Source organism: Prolixibacter denitrificans, from assembly GCF_003014495.1.
Taxonomy (GTDB): Bacteria; Bacteroidota; Bacteroidia; order Bacteroidales; family Prolixibacteraceae; genus Prolixibacter; species Prolixibacter denitrificans.
Genome location: NZ_PYGC01000002.1, coordinates 541687 through 556934, shown reverse-complemented (window position 1 = coordinate 556934; position 15248 = coordinate 541687). Strand labels below are relative to the sequence as shown.

The following is a 15248-nucleotide window of genomic DNA, read 5'->3' as shown; positions in this document are numbered from 1 at the left end:
GCGCTATTTTTGAAGCCTGATTCCTACTAAAAAAACCTCGAGGTCTTTTATTATATGACAGACGAAAAAAGAACAATTCATCAACTTTCCGAACTCGGAGAGTTTGGCCTGATCAACAGGCTTACATCACATCTTACTATACACAACAAAAGTACCCTCAAGGGGGTTGGCGATGACTGTGCAGTTTTAGATTTTAATAACAAAAAGACGGTCGTAACTACTGATATGCTGACGGAAGGAATTCATTTCAACCTAATGTATGTCCCGTTAAAACATTTAGGATACAAAGCCGTGGTAGTCAACCTCAGCGATGTTTATGCTATGAATGCCATCCCGAAACAGATTACCGTAAGTATGGCCATATCGTCGAAGTTTTCTATAGAAGCACTCGACGAGCTTTATTCCGGCATCCGGTTGGCCTGTGACACGTACGGAGTTGATTTGGTGGGAGGAGACACCACCTCATCGATGACAGGACTGGTACTTTCCATTACCGCTATTGGTGAAGCTGAAGAAGAAGATTTGGTTTTCCGCAGCGGCGCCAAACCAACTGATCTTTTATGTGTCAGCGGTGATTTAGGCGGCGCGTACATGGGATTGCAGCTTTTGGAAAGAGAAAACGAAGTCTTCAAAGTGAACCCGAAAATGCAACCGCAGTTGGAAGGTTATGACTACATCCTGGAAAGACAGTTAAAACCGGAAGCCCGGCGTGACATGTTGAGAATCTTCCAGGAACAAGGAATTCATCCCACGGCCATGATCGATATATCAGATGGATTGTCATCCGAAATTATGCACATCTGTGAAGAATCGGGAACCGGCTGCAAGTTATTCGAGGATCGCATTCCGATGGACGACCAGACCAAACAAATGGCGGAAGAGTTAAATGTTAATCCGCTGGTTGCGGCATTGAACGGAGGCGAAGATTATGAATTGTTATTCACCATCCCGGTAGGTGAATATGATAAAATCCGGAATCATCCGGACATTACAGTCATTGGGCACATCACAGAAAAGTCGGAAGGAACGAATTTGGTTACCGCCGGCAGCGGTCAGGAAATTCCGTTGATGGCACAAGGATGGAATCCTTTGATGAATCAGGAATAAGACAAAAACCTCAAGCAATAAAAAACCGCCCCGGAAATGGAGGCGGTTTTCTTTTTCAATATCATATCATCAATCGGGGAAATATCCTTTGATAATTCCTCGTTTCGAATCTTTCACAAACAACAGAATATCATCGCGTTCGCGGGAAGCAGGAAGCTCAGCTTCGATTACTTCCAACGCTTGTGTATTGTTGTAACCTTTCTGATAAATCAGACGGTAGATTTCCTGCACCTCACGGATTTTTTCGTTGGTATATCCACGACGACGAAGTCCGATAGAGTTTACACCAACATAGGAAAGTGGCTCACGGCCTGCCTTGATGTACGGAGGAACATCTTTCCGCACCAGCGAACCACCTGAAAGCATCACATGCTTACCAATATGGCAGAACTGATGTACGGCTGTATATCCACCCAGGATGGCGAAGTCGTCGACGAACACTTCACCGGCCAGACCGGTATAGTTAACCAAAATAACGTTGTTTCCAACCACACAGTCATGGGCAATATGGACATATGCCATGATCAGACAGTTGCTTCCCACCACCGTTTTACCTTTAGCAGCAGTACCTTTGTTGATGGTTACATACTCGCGAATGGTTGTATTGTCTCCAATTTCCACGGTAGTGTATTCTCCCTGAAATTTCAGATCCTGCGGCTCACCACCAATCACCGCTCCGGGAGATATTTTACAATTTTTACCAATCCGGGTACCCGGTAAAATGGTAACATTAGGTCCAATATGGGAACCTTCGCCAATCACCACGTCCTTATCAACAGTTGTAAAGGGCTCAATAACTACATTTTCAGCAATCTGAGCTTCGGGATGAACGTACGCTAAAGGTTGTTTCATTACTATAAAATTTGAGACAACACCGCTGGTTGTCGTTTCAGAATCATCTTAGTTCTTAACAATTTGAGCCATAAATTCGCCTTCGCAAACAATCGTATCGCCCACAAAAGCGTAACCAATCATATTGGCAATTCCACGTCGAATCGGACTTGTCAGCTTCAATTTAAATATCAGGGTGTCCCCCGGAACCACTTTCTTCCTGAACTTAATATTATCAAGTTTCATAAAATAAGTAGAATAATTTCCGTCGGAAGGTAATGAACTAATCACAAATACACCACCACATTGCGCCATAGCCTCCACCATCAGAACGCCCGGCATAACCGGCTCATCAGGGAAATGACCGCTGAAAAACGGTTCATCCATGGTCACATTCTTAACTCCAATAATGAAATCGTCGCCCTTATCCATAATTTTGTCAACCAAAAGAAATGGAGACCGGTGCGGCAGCATCGTTTTTATCTCGTTAATATCGTATAAAGGAGTTGCGTTGGGATCGTATTCCGGAGCTGAATTCAGTGCCGTCTGACGCTTACATTCTTTTTGGAGAATCCGGGCAAATTCGGTGTTAGCCATGTGTCCCGGACGGCGAGCAATGATCCGCCCCTTGATTCGTTTTCCAACCAACGCCAAATCACCAATCACGTCAAGCAGCTTATGACGGGCGCATTCATTCTCGAAATGCAGATCGACATTGTTCAAGACACCAATCTTATCAACCTGAACATGCTCGTGATGAAACAAATCAGCAATGCGATCCAGCTCCTGCTGCGGCATTTTCTGATCCATAATAACAATTGCGTTATCCAGATCGCCACCTTTCACCAAGTTATTCTTTAACAACATTTCCAGCTCCCGTACAAAAACGAAAGTGCGACAAGGAGCCACCTGCTTTTCAAAGTTATCTAACGAATTAAGTGTCGCAAATTGATTTCCCAACACTACCGAATCATAGGAAATCATCACATCCAGGGAAAATTCATCGTCCGGAAGGGCAATCAATTCGATCCCTTGTTCTTCGTTCCGGTAAACTATCTTCTGCTTGATTTCAAAATAATCGCGACGAGCTTCCTGCTCTGCGATTCCTGCTTCTTTCAAAGCAGTCACAATCGGAGCAGAACTACCATCCAGAATGGGAGCTTCGGGACCATCTACCTCGATCAGCACATTGTCAATATCCATCCCGAGCAAAGCAGCCATCGTGTGCTCAATCGTGCTAACTCCAATTTCACCTTCCTGAAGAACCGTTCCGCGCGAAGTACCTTTTACTTTCGATACATCGGCGTTAATCACCGGTTTTCCCTCTACATCTATCCTCTGAAATTTGAAACCATGATCTTCGGGAGCAGGTTTAAAGGTCATCGTCACTTCTACTCCCGTATGGAGTCCTATACCTGTCACCGAAACAGGTTTCGCAATGGTCTTTTGTTTCACACTCATTTTTCTGAGAAATTTGGTTCAACCCGGTTAGGCTAATGCCGGAATTCCGGGAGTTCTCATCCCATTTTTATTATTTCAGAATTCCCAAAAATAAACAATAAACCGTCTGAATCAATCACTTCACTAAAATCAGCTGTTGGATTCGTCCAGGTCTTTTATTTTCCGCCCAAGCTCAATCACATCTGAACGCAACTGCGGAAGATTTTTAAATACGGCATACGATTTCATAAAATCGCGATGTCCAAAGGCAGGCGTCCCAAAAATTGTCGAATTATCTTTCACATTATTTGAAATTCCTGACTGGGCACCAATTTTAACGTTATTGCCAATTCTAATATGACCGGCAATACCTACTTGTCCGCCAATCATACAATTTTCTCCAATCTTAGCTGATCCTGCAACTCCTACCTGAGCTACAATAACAGTATTTTTTCCAACTTCCACATTGTGCGCAATCTGCACCAAGTTGTCAATTTTCACACCCTCGTTGATAACGGTTGACCCCATGGTCGCACAATCGATTGTGGTATTTGAGCCAATCTCCACATTATCATAAATCTCCACATTCCCCACCTGAGCAATCTTATCATAGCTACCATCGGAAGTTGGCGCAAATCCAAACCCATCGGATCCAACAACTACACCTGCGTGCAGAATACAATTCTTACCCACTTTACAGCCGGCGTAAATTTTTACTCCTGCATACAGAATCGTATCGTCTCCAATGGCAGCTCCGTCACCAATATATACGTTAGGATAAATTTTGACATTTTTACCAATCGTGGCTTTTTCACCCACATAGGCAAAAGCGCCTACATATGCCTGCTCTCCAACTGATGCGGATTCACTTATAAAGGAAGGTTGTTCGACGCCAACTTTTTTCGGCTTCGATTGCTCGTAGTAATTCAGCAATTTGGCAATCGAAGCGTAGGCGTCGTCTACACGGATAAGCGTACAGGAAAGTTCATCCTCCGGTTGAAAATCGCGGTTAACCAACACCACCGATGCCTTCGTTGTATATATATATTTAGCGTAAGCCGGATTAGCAAGAAAAGCCAATGTTCCGGGAATTCCCTGGTCGATTTTGGAAACATTATTCACTTTTACACTGCCATCTCCTTCTACTTCACCGCCCAGCAACCCGGCAATGTCGTTGGCTGAAAACTCCATGCGCTGTTCTTTAAATTTCGTGCAAAAATAGTTAATTAATATTACTTCAAAATTATTTCGCGAGGATAACAGACAAAATATTTGCGCACAGTCGTAGATAATCCGGACAAATTAATGTCCGAAGCATCCTTGATATCCTTTATTTTTCCGTTTTTGAACAAGATATTGATCTGCTCGACACTTGGCATGTAGGCATTGTTTGTCGCCGTTCCCGAGATGACAAAATAATCGGCTTCGGATGATGTCACCGAAAAAGTCTTCATAACACGTTCACGCAATTCTGCCCTCTTTTTTTCCGTTACCGGATGACTACTCAACTTGATCTTAAAAAGGTTTCGGTTAATGATACTCCGGGAAAGCGTTGACAAAATCACGTCAGAATGACGAGTCCATTCTTTTATCGAACTAAGAATATCCGTATCGTCCAGTTCGGCGAACAATTGAAGCGCTGATTTGACCGTTTCATTGTCGCCCGATTCGAACTCGTGCCGGCTGATATCGCCACGCAGAAATACACCCAGTGCTGGCGGGGCAAATACATTGTCGCCATCGGAAGCTAGCTCATGCGCCCTTTTCAACACACTTATCATCATATGCTCGGCCGACAAAACCGTTTTGTGCATGTACACCTGCCAGTACATCAATCGTCGGGCAATCAGAAATTTTTCGATAGAGTAAATCCCCTTCGACTCAACCACCAGTTCATCATTCCGGATATTCAGCATCTTGATGATCCGATCAGACGAAACAATTCCTTCCGAAACACCGGAATAAAAGCTGTCACGCTTCAGGTAATCGAGCCGATCCATGTCCAGCTGACTGCTGACCAACTGGTGCAGAAATTTTTTGTGATACTCTCCGGCGAATATCTGAATAGCCAAATCGAGACGGCCGTCAAATTCCCGATTCAACTGGTGCATGAACAACTTCGAGATAACTTCATGTGAAATCCCTTTTACCATGCTTTCTTCCAAAGCGTGTGAAAACGGACCATGTCCGATGTCATGCAAAAGGATAGCAGCCAGCACACCTGTTGTTTCCTCCTCTGTTATCTCATGTCCTTTTGTTTTCAGTACATCCAACGCTGAGCGCACCAAGTGCATTGCACCGATAACATGCTCGAAGCGGGTATGATTGGCACCGGGATAAACCAGACTGGAAAGCCCCAACTGTTTAATCCGACGAAGACGCTGTACGTAAGGATGACTAATCAAATCCAACAACAACGGTGAATCCCACTCGATAAACCCCCACACCGGATCGTTGACAATTTTTCGTTTAAGCGGCTTCAAATGATGTTCTTTTACGATATTTTTAACTTCTGCAAAATACAAAATGTTTTCGGAAGGGGAAGGAAAAGACCGGCAACCCCCTAAAACCCAAATCTAAAATAGCTCAAACAAAAGTAGGTTTGTTTTGATATATCATACAATTATATTATTTTTGCGGCGAAGAATAATCGAAGGATTAGGGGACAGTGAGTCCCCTATTTTATTAGGGTTAAAGATGATTAATAAAGAACTGATTCGGAGTCTGATTGATGAGAAGCTTACTGACGACATGTTTGTTGTCGATATTCAGGTCTCAGCCGGTAACGCCATATCGGTTCTGATCGATAGTGACAATGGCCTGAGCATTGATCAATGCGTTGCATTCAGCCGTCAAATTGAGCACAATCTCGACCGGGATGAAGAAGATTTTCAACTGGAGGTCTCGTCGCCGGGTTTAACCCAACCCTTCAAGGTGCTTCGTCAGTACCAAAAAAATATTGGACGCGAAATTGAAGTAACAACCAATGACGGTGACAAGCACACCGGCATTTTAAAGGAAGCCAGTGAAGACGGCATCATACTGGAAGAAAGCCGGCGTGAGCGGGTTGAAGGAAAAAAGAAGAAGGTAACTGTAACAGAGGACCTTCCATTTTCGTTCGACATGATAAGAACAGCAAAAAGCGTTATTTCTTTTAAATAAAAGAATAAAGAAATGGACAATCTGAACTTGATTGACACCTTCTCGGAGTTTAAAGAGTTAAAGAACATCGACAGAGCCACGATGATGAGTGTGCTGGAAGATGTTTTTCGCAGTGTGCTACAAAAACAATACGGCACCGATGAGAATTTCGATGTAATCATCAACCCTGACAAGGGCGACTTCGAGATTTGGCGGAACCGTGAGGTTGTAGAAGACAAGGATTTAACCGATCCCAACCTTCAGATTTCATTATCTGAAGCGAAAAAAATTGATACCGACTACGAAGTAGGTGAAGAAGTGTCTGACGAAGTGAGATTGGTTCATTTCGGTCGCCGGGCAATTCTTAACTTGCGTCAGAATCTGGCAGCAAGGATATTGGAGCTTGAAAAAGATAACATTTACACCATATATAAATCAAAAGTAGGTGATATTGTTACCGGAGAAGTTTACCAAATTTGGAAGAGGGAAATTCTGGTACTCGACGACGAAGGCAACGAACTGTTGCTTCCGAAAGCAGAGCAGATTCCTTCAGACTTTTTCCGGAAAGGAGATACCATTCGTGCAGTAGTCGTAAGGGTTGAAATGAAAAACAATAATCCGCAGATTATTCTGTCACGTACTTCACCGGTATTCCTCGAAAGACTTTTCGAGTTGGAAGTTCCCGAGATTTTCGATGGCCTGATAACCATCAAGAAAATCGTTAGAGTACCCGGTGAGCGGGCCAAAGTTGCCGTTGAATCATACGACGAGCGCGTTGACCCGGTTGGAGCTTGTGTAGGCATGAAAGGTTCCCGCATTCATGGTATTGTTCGGGAGCTCCGCAACGAAAATATTGATGTAATTAATTTTACGAATAACTTGCAGCTGTACATTCAACGGGCATTGAACCCGGCTAAAATTTCCACCATTAAAATTAATGAAGAGGATAAACGTGCCGAGGTATATCTGAAACCCGAGGAAGTATCGCTCGCAATTGGTAAAGGCGGTTTGAATATCCGTCTGGCCAGTCAGTTGACCGGCTACGAAATTGACGTTTACCGCGATCAGATAGAGGAAGATGACGAGGATGTTAACCTCGACGAATTCTCTGACGAAATTGAAGATTGGATTCTCGACGAATTGAAAGCGATTGGTTGCGACACAGCCAAAAATGTATTAAGTCTTTCAAGAGAAGAATTGATCAAAAGAACCGATCTTGAAGAGGAAACCATTGACGAGGTTCTCCGTATCTTCAAGACTGAATTTGAGTAACTCATGTTCATGTCAACAGCAGACAATCTGCCGTACAGAGATTCGGGGTAAACGGAACAGACATTTTGATTATTAACTCTTTGGCTAAATATGGTTGTAGGAAACAAAGGTACTAGATTAAGTAAAATTGCACGCGAATTAAACGTGGGTATTTCCACCCTGGTTGACTATTTGCAGAAGCAGGGGGTCGAGATTTCATCCAATCCGAACACCAAGATTGATGATAAGACACAGGAAATGCTCGAAAAGCAGTTTCGTAAAGATCACGAGGCTCGCATCGAAGCGAACAAGGTGAACTTGCGTCAAACAAGGTCGAAGAAAGAATCTGTTTCACTTGATGACGTTCATCAGGAGGAAAATGCAGACACGGAAGAAGAAGACTTCCAGGATGATGACTCCATCCGCATCGCCGACCATAGCAGTTCTGCACACCGCGCAGAAGAGAAAAAACAACAACCTTCGGAAGAGCCTCCCAAACCCAAACAATCCAAAGAACCTACGCCTCCTGCACCCGAGAAGAAAGAAAAAGAAGACAAGCCAAAAGTTAAAGTTGTTGGTCACGTAGATTTGGAAAACGTGGGCCCAAAGAAAGCCCCAAAAGAGGAAGAGAAAAAGGAAACTCCGAAAACAGAAAAAGCTCCGGAGAAAAAAGAACCAGTACCTTCTCCCGAATCTTCAGAAAAGGAAAAGAAACAGGAACAAGATAAGTCCGAAAAAGCTCCGAAACAGGAGAAAAAAGAGCCAGGGAAGACTGAAAAACCCGCGGCTGGGACACCCCCTGAAGCTGAGAAATCAGACAAAAAGGAATCTGCTTCGCCAAAAGCAGAGGACAAAGTTAAAGTCGTTGGTAAAGTCGATCTCGATTCCATGAAGCCTGGCTCAAAACAAACTAAAGAGACTCCGAAAAAACAGCAAAGACCTACCCCGGGAGAGCAGGAAGCTCGAAAAAAACCGCAGGGAAAGGGCAAAGAGAAAGAGCAATCGCAGGAGGCGAATGCTGATAACGGAGATGAAATTTTCAAACTGGAAAGAAAGAAACTTTCCGGACCGACAGTTGTCGGAAAAATTGATCTTCCGCAAGCGGATAAACGCAAGCCCGGAAACAATAAGAATAAAAAAGACGAAGAACGGCAAAACCGAAGGAAAAAGCGTAAAAGGATTCAGAAGGACCCAAAAGAACGCGTTTCGGTAAGCAACAATAAAAAGGACAATCAGCCCAACAAGCAACAACATCATAAAGATGGAGGCAAAAGGGGCGATTGGAAGAAAAAACCAAACCGGAAGAAAAACGCACCGAAAAAAGAGGTTAGCGAGGAAGATGTTCAGAAGCAAATCAAAGAAACACTTGCCCGCCTGACTTCCAAAGGTCAGAAATCGAAAGGGTCGAAATACCGTCGTGAAAAACGTCATGCCGTCAGTGAGAAGATGGCTGAGGAAATGGCGAAAGCCGAACAGGAAAAGAATGTAATTAAGGTAACAGAATTCGTTTCTGTAAACGAATTGGCCAACATGATTGATGTTCCGGTTACCAAGATTATTGAGACCTGTATGAATCTCGGCTTGTTCGTATCCATCAACCAGCGTCTCGATGCGGAAACCATGGCTCTTGTTGCCGATGAGTTCGGCTACACCGTAGAATTTATCTCGGTAGAGGTACAGGAAGCCATCATGGAAGAGGACGATACCGACGAGGAAATGCAACCTCGCCCGCCGATTGTAACGGTGATGGGACACGTTGACCACGGTAAAACCTCACTACTCGACTACATTCGGAAAACCAACGTAATTGCTGGTGAGGCCGGAGGTATTACACAGCACATTGGAGCATATAACGTCACGCTGGAAGATAATCGTAAGATTACTTTCCTCGATACTCCAGGTCACGAGGCTTTTACAGCAATGCGTGCCCGTGGTGCTCAGATTACCGATATCGCCATCATTATTATCGCTGCCGATGATAACGTGATGCCGCAGACAATCGAGGCTATCAACCACGCTTCAGCAGCTGGTGTGCCAATTATATTCGCTATCAATAAAGTTGATAAACCGGGAGCCAACCCGGAGCGAATCAAGGAAGAGTTAGCCAACATGAACTACCTCGTTGAAGAGTGGGGCGGTAAATACCAGTCACAGGACATCTCGGCCAAGAGTGGTAATGGCATCGAAGAATTGATGGAGAAAGTGCTGCTTGAAGCTGAAATGCTCGACTTGCAGGCCAATCCGGATAAACGTGCTGTCGGTTCGGTTATCGAATCATCGCTGGATAAAGGACGTGGTTATGTTGCCACAGTATTGGTTCAAGCCGGTACACTCCGGGTAGGTGACGTTATCCTGGCCGGACAGTATTTTGGACACGTCAAGGCGATGTTCAACGAACGGAACCAACGAATCGAAGAGGTGGGTCCATCAGAACCTACGTTGATTCTCGGATTGAACGGTGCACCACAGGCTGGTGACAAGTTCAATGTAATGGAAGAAGAAAAAGAGGCCCGGCAAATTGCCAACAAGCGCGAACAGTTACAGCGTGAGCAAGGACTCCGGACTCAGAAACATATCACACTCGACGAGATTGGTCGTCGTATCGCCATCGGAAACTTCCAGGAACTGAATGTGATTGTGAAAGGTGACGTTGACGGTTCCATCGAAGCACTCTCCGACTCGTTGATTAAACTGTCGACGCAGGAGATTCAGGTAAATGTTATCCACAAAGCTGTGGGACAGATTACCGAATCGGATGTGATGCTGGCTACCGCATCCAATGCAATTATCATTGGATTCCAGGTACGTCCGTCCATCAATGCTCGCCGGATTGCGGAGAAAGAGGAAATCGATATCCGTCTCTACTCCATTATCTACGACGCTATCAACGAAATCAAGTCGGCGATGGAAGGAATGCTTGCTCCCGAAATCAAGGAAGAAATACAGGGAACGGCCGAAATTATGACAACGTTCAAGATCACCAAAGTGGGTACCATTGCCGGTTGTATCGTTCGGGATGGAAAGATTACCCGCAATGCTCAGGTTCGTGTCATCAGGGATGGTATCGTGGTCTACACAGGCGTACTTGGTTCACTGAAGCGCTTCAAGGATGATGTGAAAGAGGTTGCCCGTGGTTACGAATGTGGATTAAACATCGAAGGCTACAATGATATCAAAGAAGGTGATTTTGTAGAAGCTTTCACTGAGGTAGAAGTGGCCAAAAAACTGAAATAAGCAAAATTCACGATAAAAGACACTAAAAAAGCCGGTCAAAATTTTGACCGGCTTTTTTAGTGTCTTTTAGGAGGATAATCAGCCCTCGATCAAATCTTTGTATTCGTCTGCCGACATCAGGTCATCCAATTCAGATGAGTCACTCATGGCAATTTTAATCATCCATCCTTTTCCGTACGGATCTTTGTTCACCAACTCGGGTGCGTCTTCCAGTTCAGTATTGAAAGACTCTACGGTTCCGGAAACGGGCATAAACAAATCAGAGACAGTTTTAACGGCTTCGACAGTACCAAAAACCTCCTCTTTTCCCAGTTCGTCGCCTTCGGTCTCAATTTCGAGGAAAACGATATCACCTAACTCACCCTGAGCAAAATCGGTGATACCAACTACAGCTTTGTCACCTTCCACACGAACCCATTCGTGGTCTTTCGTGTATTTTAAATCAGCAGGAATATTCATAAGATAAAACGTTTTAAAAATTTCAGATGCTTTCCCAAAAGTACAACAATTTTTGGTTTAAACCCTGTTAGAAAGTCAGCTCCAAAAAACAGAATCCTGAACTGGGAAAGAAGCGTTGAAATTAATTAATACACTGTTTTTATTAAATCCCGAAATTGATTAAAATTGAAAAACGAAAATCCACATTGAAAATGTTTAAGGCTGAGATACATTCTCTGGAGGATATCAACCATATCGCCAAGCGATTTATTGCGGCGCATCCGGCCGACAGAGTATTTGCATTTTACGGCAAGATGGGAGCGGGTAAAACAACGTTTATCAAGGCGTTATGCGAAGAAATGCAGGTAATCGATTACGTTACATCCCCCACCTTTGCATTGATCAACGAATACCAAACTTCAACCGACGACCAGATTTTCCACTTCGATTTTTACCGGATAAAAACGCTGGAAGAAGCATTCGATTTCGGTTACGAAGACTACTTTTTCAGTGGAAAACACTGCTTTATCGAATGGCCCGAAAAAATTGAGCCCCTTCTCCCGGAGAATGCTGTTAAAGTCTATATCACAGAACTGGACGACGGACTGAGGATGATCGAATCGAGAAATTAACCTGATACGCCATGATTCAACGGAAATCTGCCAAAATGAGTTCGCTTGCCAATCCGGATTTGCTTCCCAAAGAACAACTCCTGATTCCACAGAAGAAAAGCATGAAACTGAGCATCGGCATTCCCAATGTCGTTCCCGACGTAGAGTTCCGTATACCATTGACACCGCAGGCTGTCGAACTTTTGGTGTCGAACGGCCACGATATCTTCATTGAAAAAGGAGCAGGAGAAGGTTCCAGCTATTCCGATCACGCTTACGCTGAATCGGGAGCAGTCATCTGTGAAACAAAGGCCGAGGTTCTTCAGTCGGACGTGATTGTAAAAATGTCGGCATTTACGCTGGAGGAAGCTAAACTTTTGAAAGGCAACCAACTTCTGTTGTCACCGCTATACATCACATTTCAAAGCCAGGAGACCATTCGCAAACTGATGCAAAAACGGGTGACTGCCATTGGCTTTGAGTACATGAAGGACGAACATGGCATTTTCCCGGTTACCCGGATTTTAAGTGAAATAATGGGAAACGCTGCCATTTTTGTAGCCAGCGATTACCTCAGTACCTTCCGGGACGGAAAAGGAGTTATCCTGGGTGGAATCACCGGCATATCTCCAACTGAAGTAGTCATTATCGGTTCCGGAACAGCAGCTGAGTTTGCTGCCCGCAATGCATTAGGCCTAGGAGCGGTTGTCAAGGTATTCGACGACAGTATCCACAAGCTGATGCGCTTCCAGGAACGACTCGGGCAGCGGGTTTTTACATCTGTTTTCCACCCGAAAGCGTTAAAGAAAGCTTTGAAATCGGCGGATGTCGCCATTGGTGCACTATCGATGAATGAGGTTCCGAAAATAATTGTCCCCGAAACGATGGTAGAGAACATGAAAAACGGCTCTGTCATTATCGATTTGAATATTATCCAGGGAGGCTGTTTCGAAACATCGCGGATTACCAATCTGAAAAAACCGGTTTTCAACAGACATGGTGTTATTCACTACTGTGTACCAAATATCTCTTCGCGAATGGCGCGAACCACATCTATTTCGGTTAGCAACATCATCGCTCCCATCCTGCTCAACATGGGACGTTCAGGGAGTTTGAAACAATATATCCGAATCAACCAGGGATTCTGCGAAGGAATTTATGTTTTCAACGGCATCCTAACGAATCACGATCTCGGGAACATACTCGACATTCCTGTTAAGGATATCAACCTTCTACTTGCTGCTTTCTAATCTTCAGCCACCAAAATCATCATCGAGGTAGGATGAATGCGCACTTTTCCGGTAGTCATCCGCCCCATTCCATTGGGATTAATTTCCCCGTCCTCAGCAATAACCAGCCAGTTGGCTTCAGGAATCTCCAATTCAACTGAGTAATTATTTCCGTTAAATAACATCTGGATACTCTTCCATGAATCGCCATTGGCATAATCACCCAGCTCGTATTGAATAATTCCGGGAATGTATTTGCCGTTGAACCGCATCTTCTCGTTTATCATTTTCGCAGAACTCATCCGGAATGCCGGATGCTGCCGGCGCAGCTCAATGCATTTCTGAGTGAAAAGGAACAAATTGTGAAATTCGTGCTTCCGGCTCCAGTCAATCTGGTTCAACAAATCAGGTGACCGATATGAATCGTGATGACCTCCCTTGGTCCGCATCATTTCGGATCCTGCGTGCAGAAACGGCACCCCTTGCGAAGTAAGCACAATACCTAAGGCAAGTCGGACCATTCGTTCGATCTGTGCCTTGGAAGCCTCCGGACAGGAATATTGAAGCTTATCGAACAACGTGAAATTGTCGTGACATGAGACGTAATTAATACATTGTGCTGCTTCGTTGGCCCAGGGGCCTTTCGACGATTCGACATAGTCGTACGCAATCTGATCGTGTTTTACCGCGCCCACCATCGAAAACTTCAAACGCTCTTCCTGCAGCGTATGACCACTGATGAAGCCGGTACTAAACTGATCGAAAGCACTTCCTTTCAAGCCGTCGCGCATGTCGTCGCTAAAGCTGGCAATCCGGTCAAGCTTCAACGTGTGCCGTTTGGTCGCCCGCCTCTTCTTTTCCAGAGGGCTTTTGCCGGCAGTCCATCCTTCGCCGTAAAGGAAAATATTCGGGTTGATAGTATCGAGACTTTTCCGAATGATATTCATCGTTTCAATATCCAGCACGCCCATTAAGTCAAAGCGGAAGCCATCGATATGATATTCAGAAGCCCAATACATCACCGAATCAACGATATACTTCCGAACCATCGCCCTTTCAGAGGCCAGTTCATTTCCACACCCGCTGGCATCAGAGAAACCGCCATCCTCTTTCTGTCGATAAAAATAACCGGGAACGGTTTGATTGAAGTACGACTCGTTGATAAGACCAGTATGATTGTAAACCACATCGAGGATGACGCCAATTTCCTGTTCATGTAACGCCTTTACCAGTTGCTTCAGCTCTCTAACCCGTACTCTGCCATCGTTCGGGTCAGTTGAGTACCATCCCTCGGGTGTATTGTAGTTCAGCGGGTCATACCCCCAATTGTATTGAGGAGCTTCCTTTCTTTCGTCAACCGTATAGAAATCGGCAACCGGCAACAAATGAACATGAGTGACTCCCAGTTCATCCAGGTGATTCAATCCTGTTTTTTCCCCTGTGGGTGATTTTGTTCCGGTCTCGGTAAACCCCAGGTATTTCCCTTTATGTCGTATACCCGAATCGGGCGACATGGAAAAATCGCGGATATGCGTCTCATAAATGACCATGTCCGTGGGAGAGGCCGGCACAACACGCTCGTCAGCTGACCACCCCTCAGGATTGGTCTCAGCCGGATTGAAAATCATCCCACGCCGGCCGTTAATACCGGTGCTTCGAGCGTAAATGTCGGGACCTTCCAGAAGCCAGCCGTAGTTGTCGCGTACTTGAAGGGTGTAGTACCAACCATTCCAGTCTCCCGATAACTCCAAAAGCCAAATGCCATTACCTCTTTGCTCGAGGTAGTGTTCAACCTCGGCATCGCCTCCAAATCCTTCCCGGTACAACCGAAAAAAAATACGGGTTGCCGAAGGCGCCCAAACCTTCACCATGGTCTTATCCTCAGACCAGAATACTCCTAAATCGTTACCTTCGTAAACGGGGTATTTATCAAATTCAACAGGATTAAATTTCCAGTTTCTCACAG

General features: G+C 44.8%; 12 protein-coding genes. 6 read left to right on the top strand and 6 right to left on the bottom strand.

Annotation, left to right across the window (positions count from 1 at the left end):
• Positions 1-54 precede the first annotated feature (54 nt).
• A complete protein-coding gene (gene thiL / locus CLV93_RS06025; RefSeq protein WP_106541262.1) occupies positions 55-1107 on the top strand; it encodes a thiamine-phosphate kinase in 1053 nt (350 codons plus the stop codon).
• Positions 1108-1176: 69 nt separating this feature from the next.
• Here the strand turns inward: thiL and lpxA are convergent, their stop codons facing one another.
• The 4 genes from lpxA to CLV93_RS06005 all read right to left on the bottom strand — a co-directional run bounded on the left by lpxA (position 1177) and on the right by CLV93_RS06005 (position 5861).
• Positions 1177-1959 carry an acyl-ACP--UDP-N-acetylglucosamine O-acyltransferase gene (gene lpxA, locus CLV93_RS06020; RefSeq protein ID WP_106541261.1) on the bottom strand — a complete coding sequence of 261 codons (783 nt, stop codon included), beginning with the start codon at positions 1957-1959 and terminating at the stop codon, positions 1177-1179.
• A 48-nt stretch (positions 1960-2007) separates the two neighbouring features.
• Positions 2008-3399, bottom strand: a complete 1392-nt coding sequence (locus CLV93_RS06015) for a bifunctional UDP-3-O-[3-hydroxymyristoyl] N-acetylglucosamine deacetylase/3-hydroxyacyl-ACP dehydratase (protein WP_106541260.1) — start codon at positions 3397-3399, stop codon at positions 2008-2010.
• 129 nt (positions 3400-3528) lie between these two features.
• Positions 3529-4569: a UDP-3-O-(3-hydroxymyristoyl)glucosamine N-acyltransferase gene (gene lpxD, locus CLV93_RS06010; protein ID WP_106541259.1), complete on the bottom strand. Its 1041-nt coding sequence runs from the start codon at positions 4567-4569 to the stop codon at positions 3529-3531.
• 41 nt (positions 4570-4610) lie between these two features.
• Positions 4611-5861 carry an HD domain-containing protein gene (locus CLV93_RS06005; RefSeq protein WP_106541425.1) on the bottom strand — a complete coding sequence of 417 codons (1251 nt, stop codon included), beginning with the start codon at positions 5859-5861 and terminating at the stop codon, positions 4611-4613.
• Between the two features lie 214 nt (positions 5862-6075).
• Between CLV93_RS06005 and rimP the strand changes: the two genes are divergently transcribed.
• The 3 genes from rimP (at position 6076) to infB (ending at position 11004) form a co-directional block, all read left to right on the top strand.
• Positions 6076-6540: a ribosome assembly cofactor RimP gene (gene rimP / locus CLV93_RS06000; RefSeq protein ID WP_106541258.1), complete on the top strand. Its 465-nt coding sequence runs from the start codon at positions 6076-6078 to the stop codon at positions 6538-6540.
• 12 nt (positions 6541-6552) lie between these two features.
• Positions 6553-7791, top strand: a complete 1239-nt coding sequence (nusA, locus tag CLV93_RS05995) for a transcription termination factor NusA (protein WP_106541257.1) — start codon at positions 6553-6555, stop codon at positions 7789-7791.
• Between the two features lie 90 nt (positions 7792-7881).
• The gene (gene infB, locus CLV93_RS05990) at positions 7882-11004 is read left to right on the top strand and encodes a translation initiation factor IF-2 (protein WP_106541256.1); all 3123 of its coding nucleotides are present in this window, start codon (positions 7882-7884) and stop codon (positions 11002-11004) included.
• A 78-nt stretch (positions 11005-11082) separates the two neighbouring features.
• Here the strand turns inward: infB and gcvH are convergent, their stop codons facing one another.
• Positions 11083-11463, bottom strand: a complete 381-nt coding sequence (gene gcvH / locus CLV93_RS05985; protein ID WP_106541255.1) for a glycine cleavage system protein GcvH — start codon at positions 11461-11463, stop codon at positions 11083-11085.
• Between the two features lie 191 nt (positions 11464-11654).
• On the opposite strand from gcvH, the gene tsaE reads away from it, so the two are divergent.
• Together tsaE and CLV93_RS05975 are read left to right on the top strand one after the other, a co-directional pair.
• Entirely contained in the window at positions 11655-12074 is a 420-nt protein-coding gene (gene tsaE / locus CLV93_RS05980) for a tRNA (adenosine(37)-N6)-threonylcarbamoyltransferase complex ATPase subunit type 1 TsaE (RefSeq protein ID WP_106541254.1), read from the top strand.
• Between the two features lie 11 nt (positions 12075-12085).
• A complete protein-coding gene (locus CLV93_RS05975; protein ID WP_211297750.1) occupies positions 12086-13303 on the top strand; it encodes an alanine dehydrogenase in 1218 nt (405 codons plus the stop codon).
• Here CLV93_RS05975 and pulA read toward each other — a convergent pair.
• A complete protein-coding gene (gene pulA, locus CLV93_RS05970) occupies positions 13300-15246 on the bottom strand; it encodes a type I pullulanase (RefSeq protein WP_106541253.1) in 1947 nt (648 codons plus the stop codon). The genes CLV93_RS05975 and pulA overlap by 4 nt on opposite strands.
• Between the last annotated feature and the right edge of the window lie 2 nt (positions 15247-15248).

What these genes read in the sequence shown, in the direction of transcription:
- CLV93_RS05975 (WP_211297750.1), top strand. Translation starts at nt 12,086, where the DNA reads ATGATTCAACGGAAATCTGCCAAAATGAGTTCGCTTGCCAATCCGGAT.
- lpxA (WP_106541261.1), bottom strand. Translation starts at nt 1,959, where the DNA reads ATGAAACAACCTTTAGCGTACGTTCATCCCGAAGCTCAGATTGCTGAA.
- lpxD (WP_106541259.1), bottom strand. Translation starts at nt 4,569, where the DNA reads ATGGAGTTTTCAGCCAACGACATTGCCGGGTTGCTGGGCGGTGAAGTA.
- nusA (WP_106541257.1), top strand. Translation starts at nt 6,553, where the DNA reads ATGGACAATCTGAACTTGATTGACACCTTCTCGGAGTTTAAAGAGTTA.
- rimP (WP_106541258.1), top strand. Translation starts at nt 6,076, where the DNA reads ATGATTAATAAAGAACTGATTCGGAGTCTGATTGATGAGAAGCTTACT.
- gcvH (WP_106541255.1), bottom strand. Translation starts at nt 11,463, where the DNA reads ATGAATATTCCTGCTGATTTAAAATACACGAAAGACCACGAATGGGTT.
- infB (WP_106541256.1), top strand. Translation starts at nt 7,882, where the DNA reads ATGGTTGTAGGAAACAAAGGTACTAGATTAAGTAAAATTGCACGCGAA.
- tsaE (WP_106541254.1), top strand. Translation starts at nt 11,655, where the DNA reads ATGTTTAAGGCTGAGATACATTCTCTGGAGGATATCAACCATATCGCC.
- thiL (WP_106541262.1), top strand. Translation starts at nt 55, where the DNA reads ATGACAGACGAAAAAAGAACAATTCATCAACTTTCCGAACTCGGAGAG.
- CLV93_RS06015 (WP_106541260.1), bottom strand. Translation starts at nt 3,399, where the DNA reads ATGAGTGTGAAACAAAAGACCATTGCGAAACCTGTTTCGGTGACAGGT.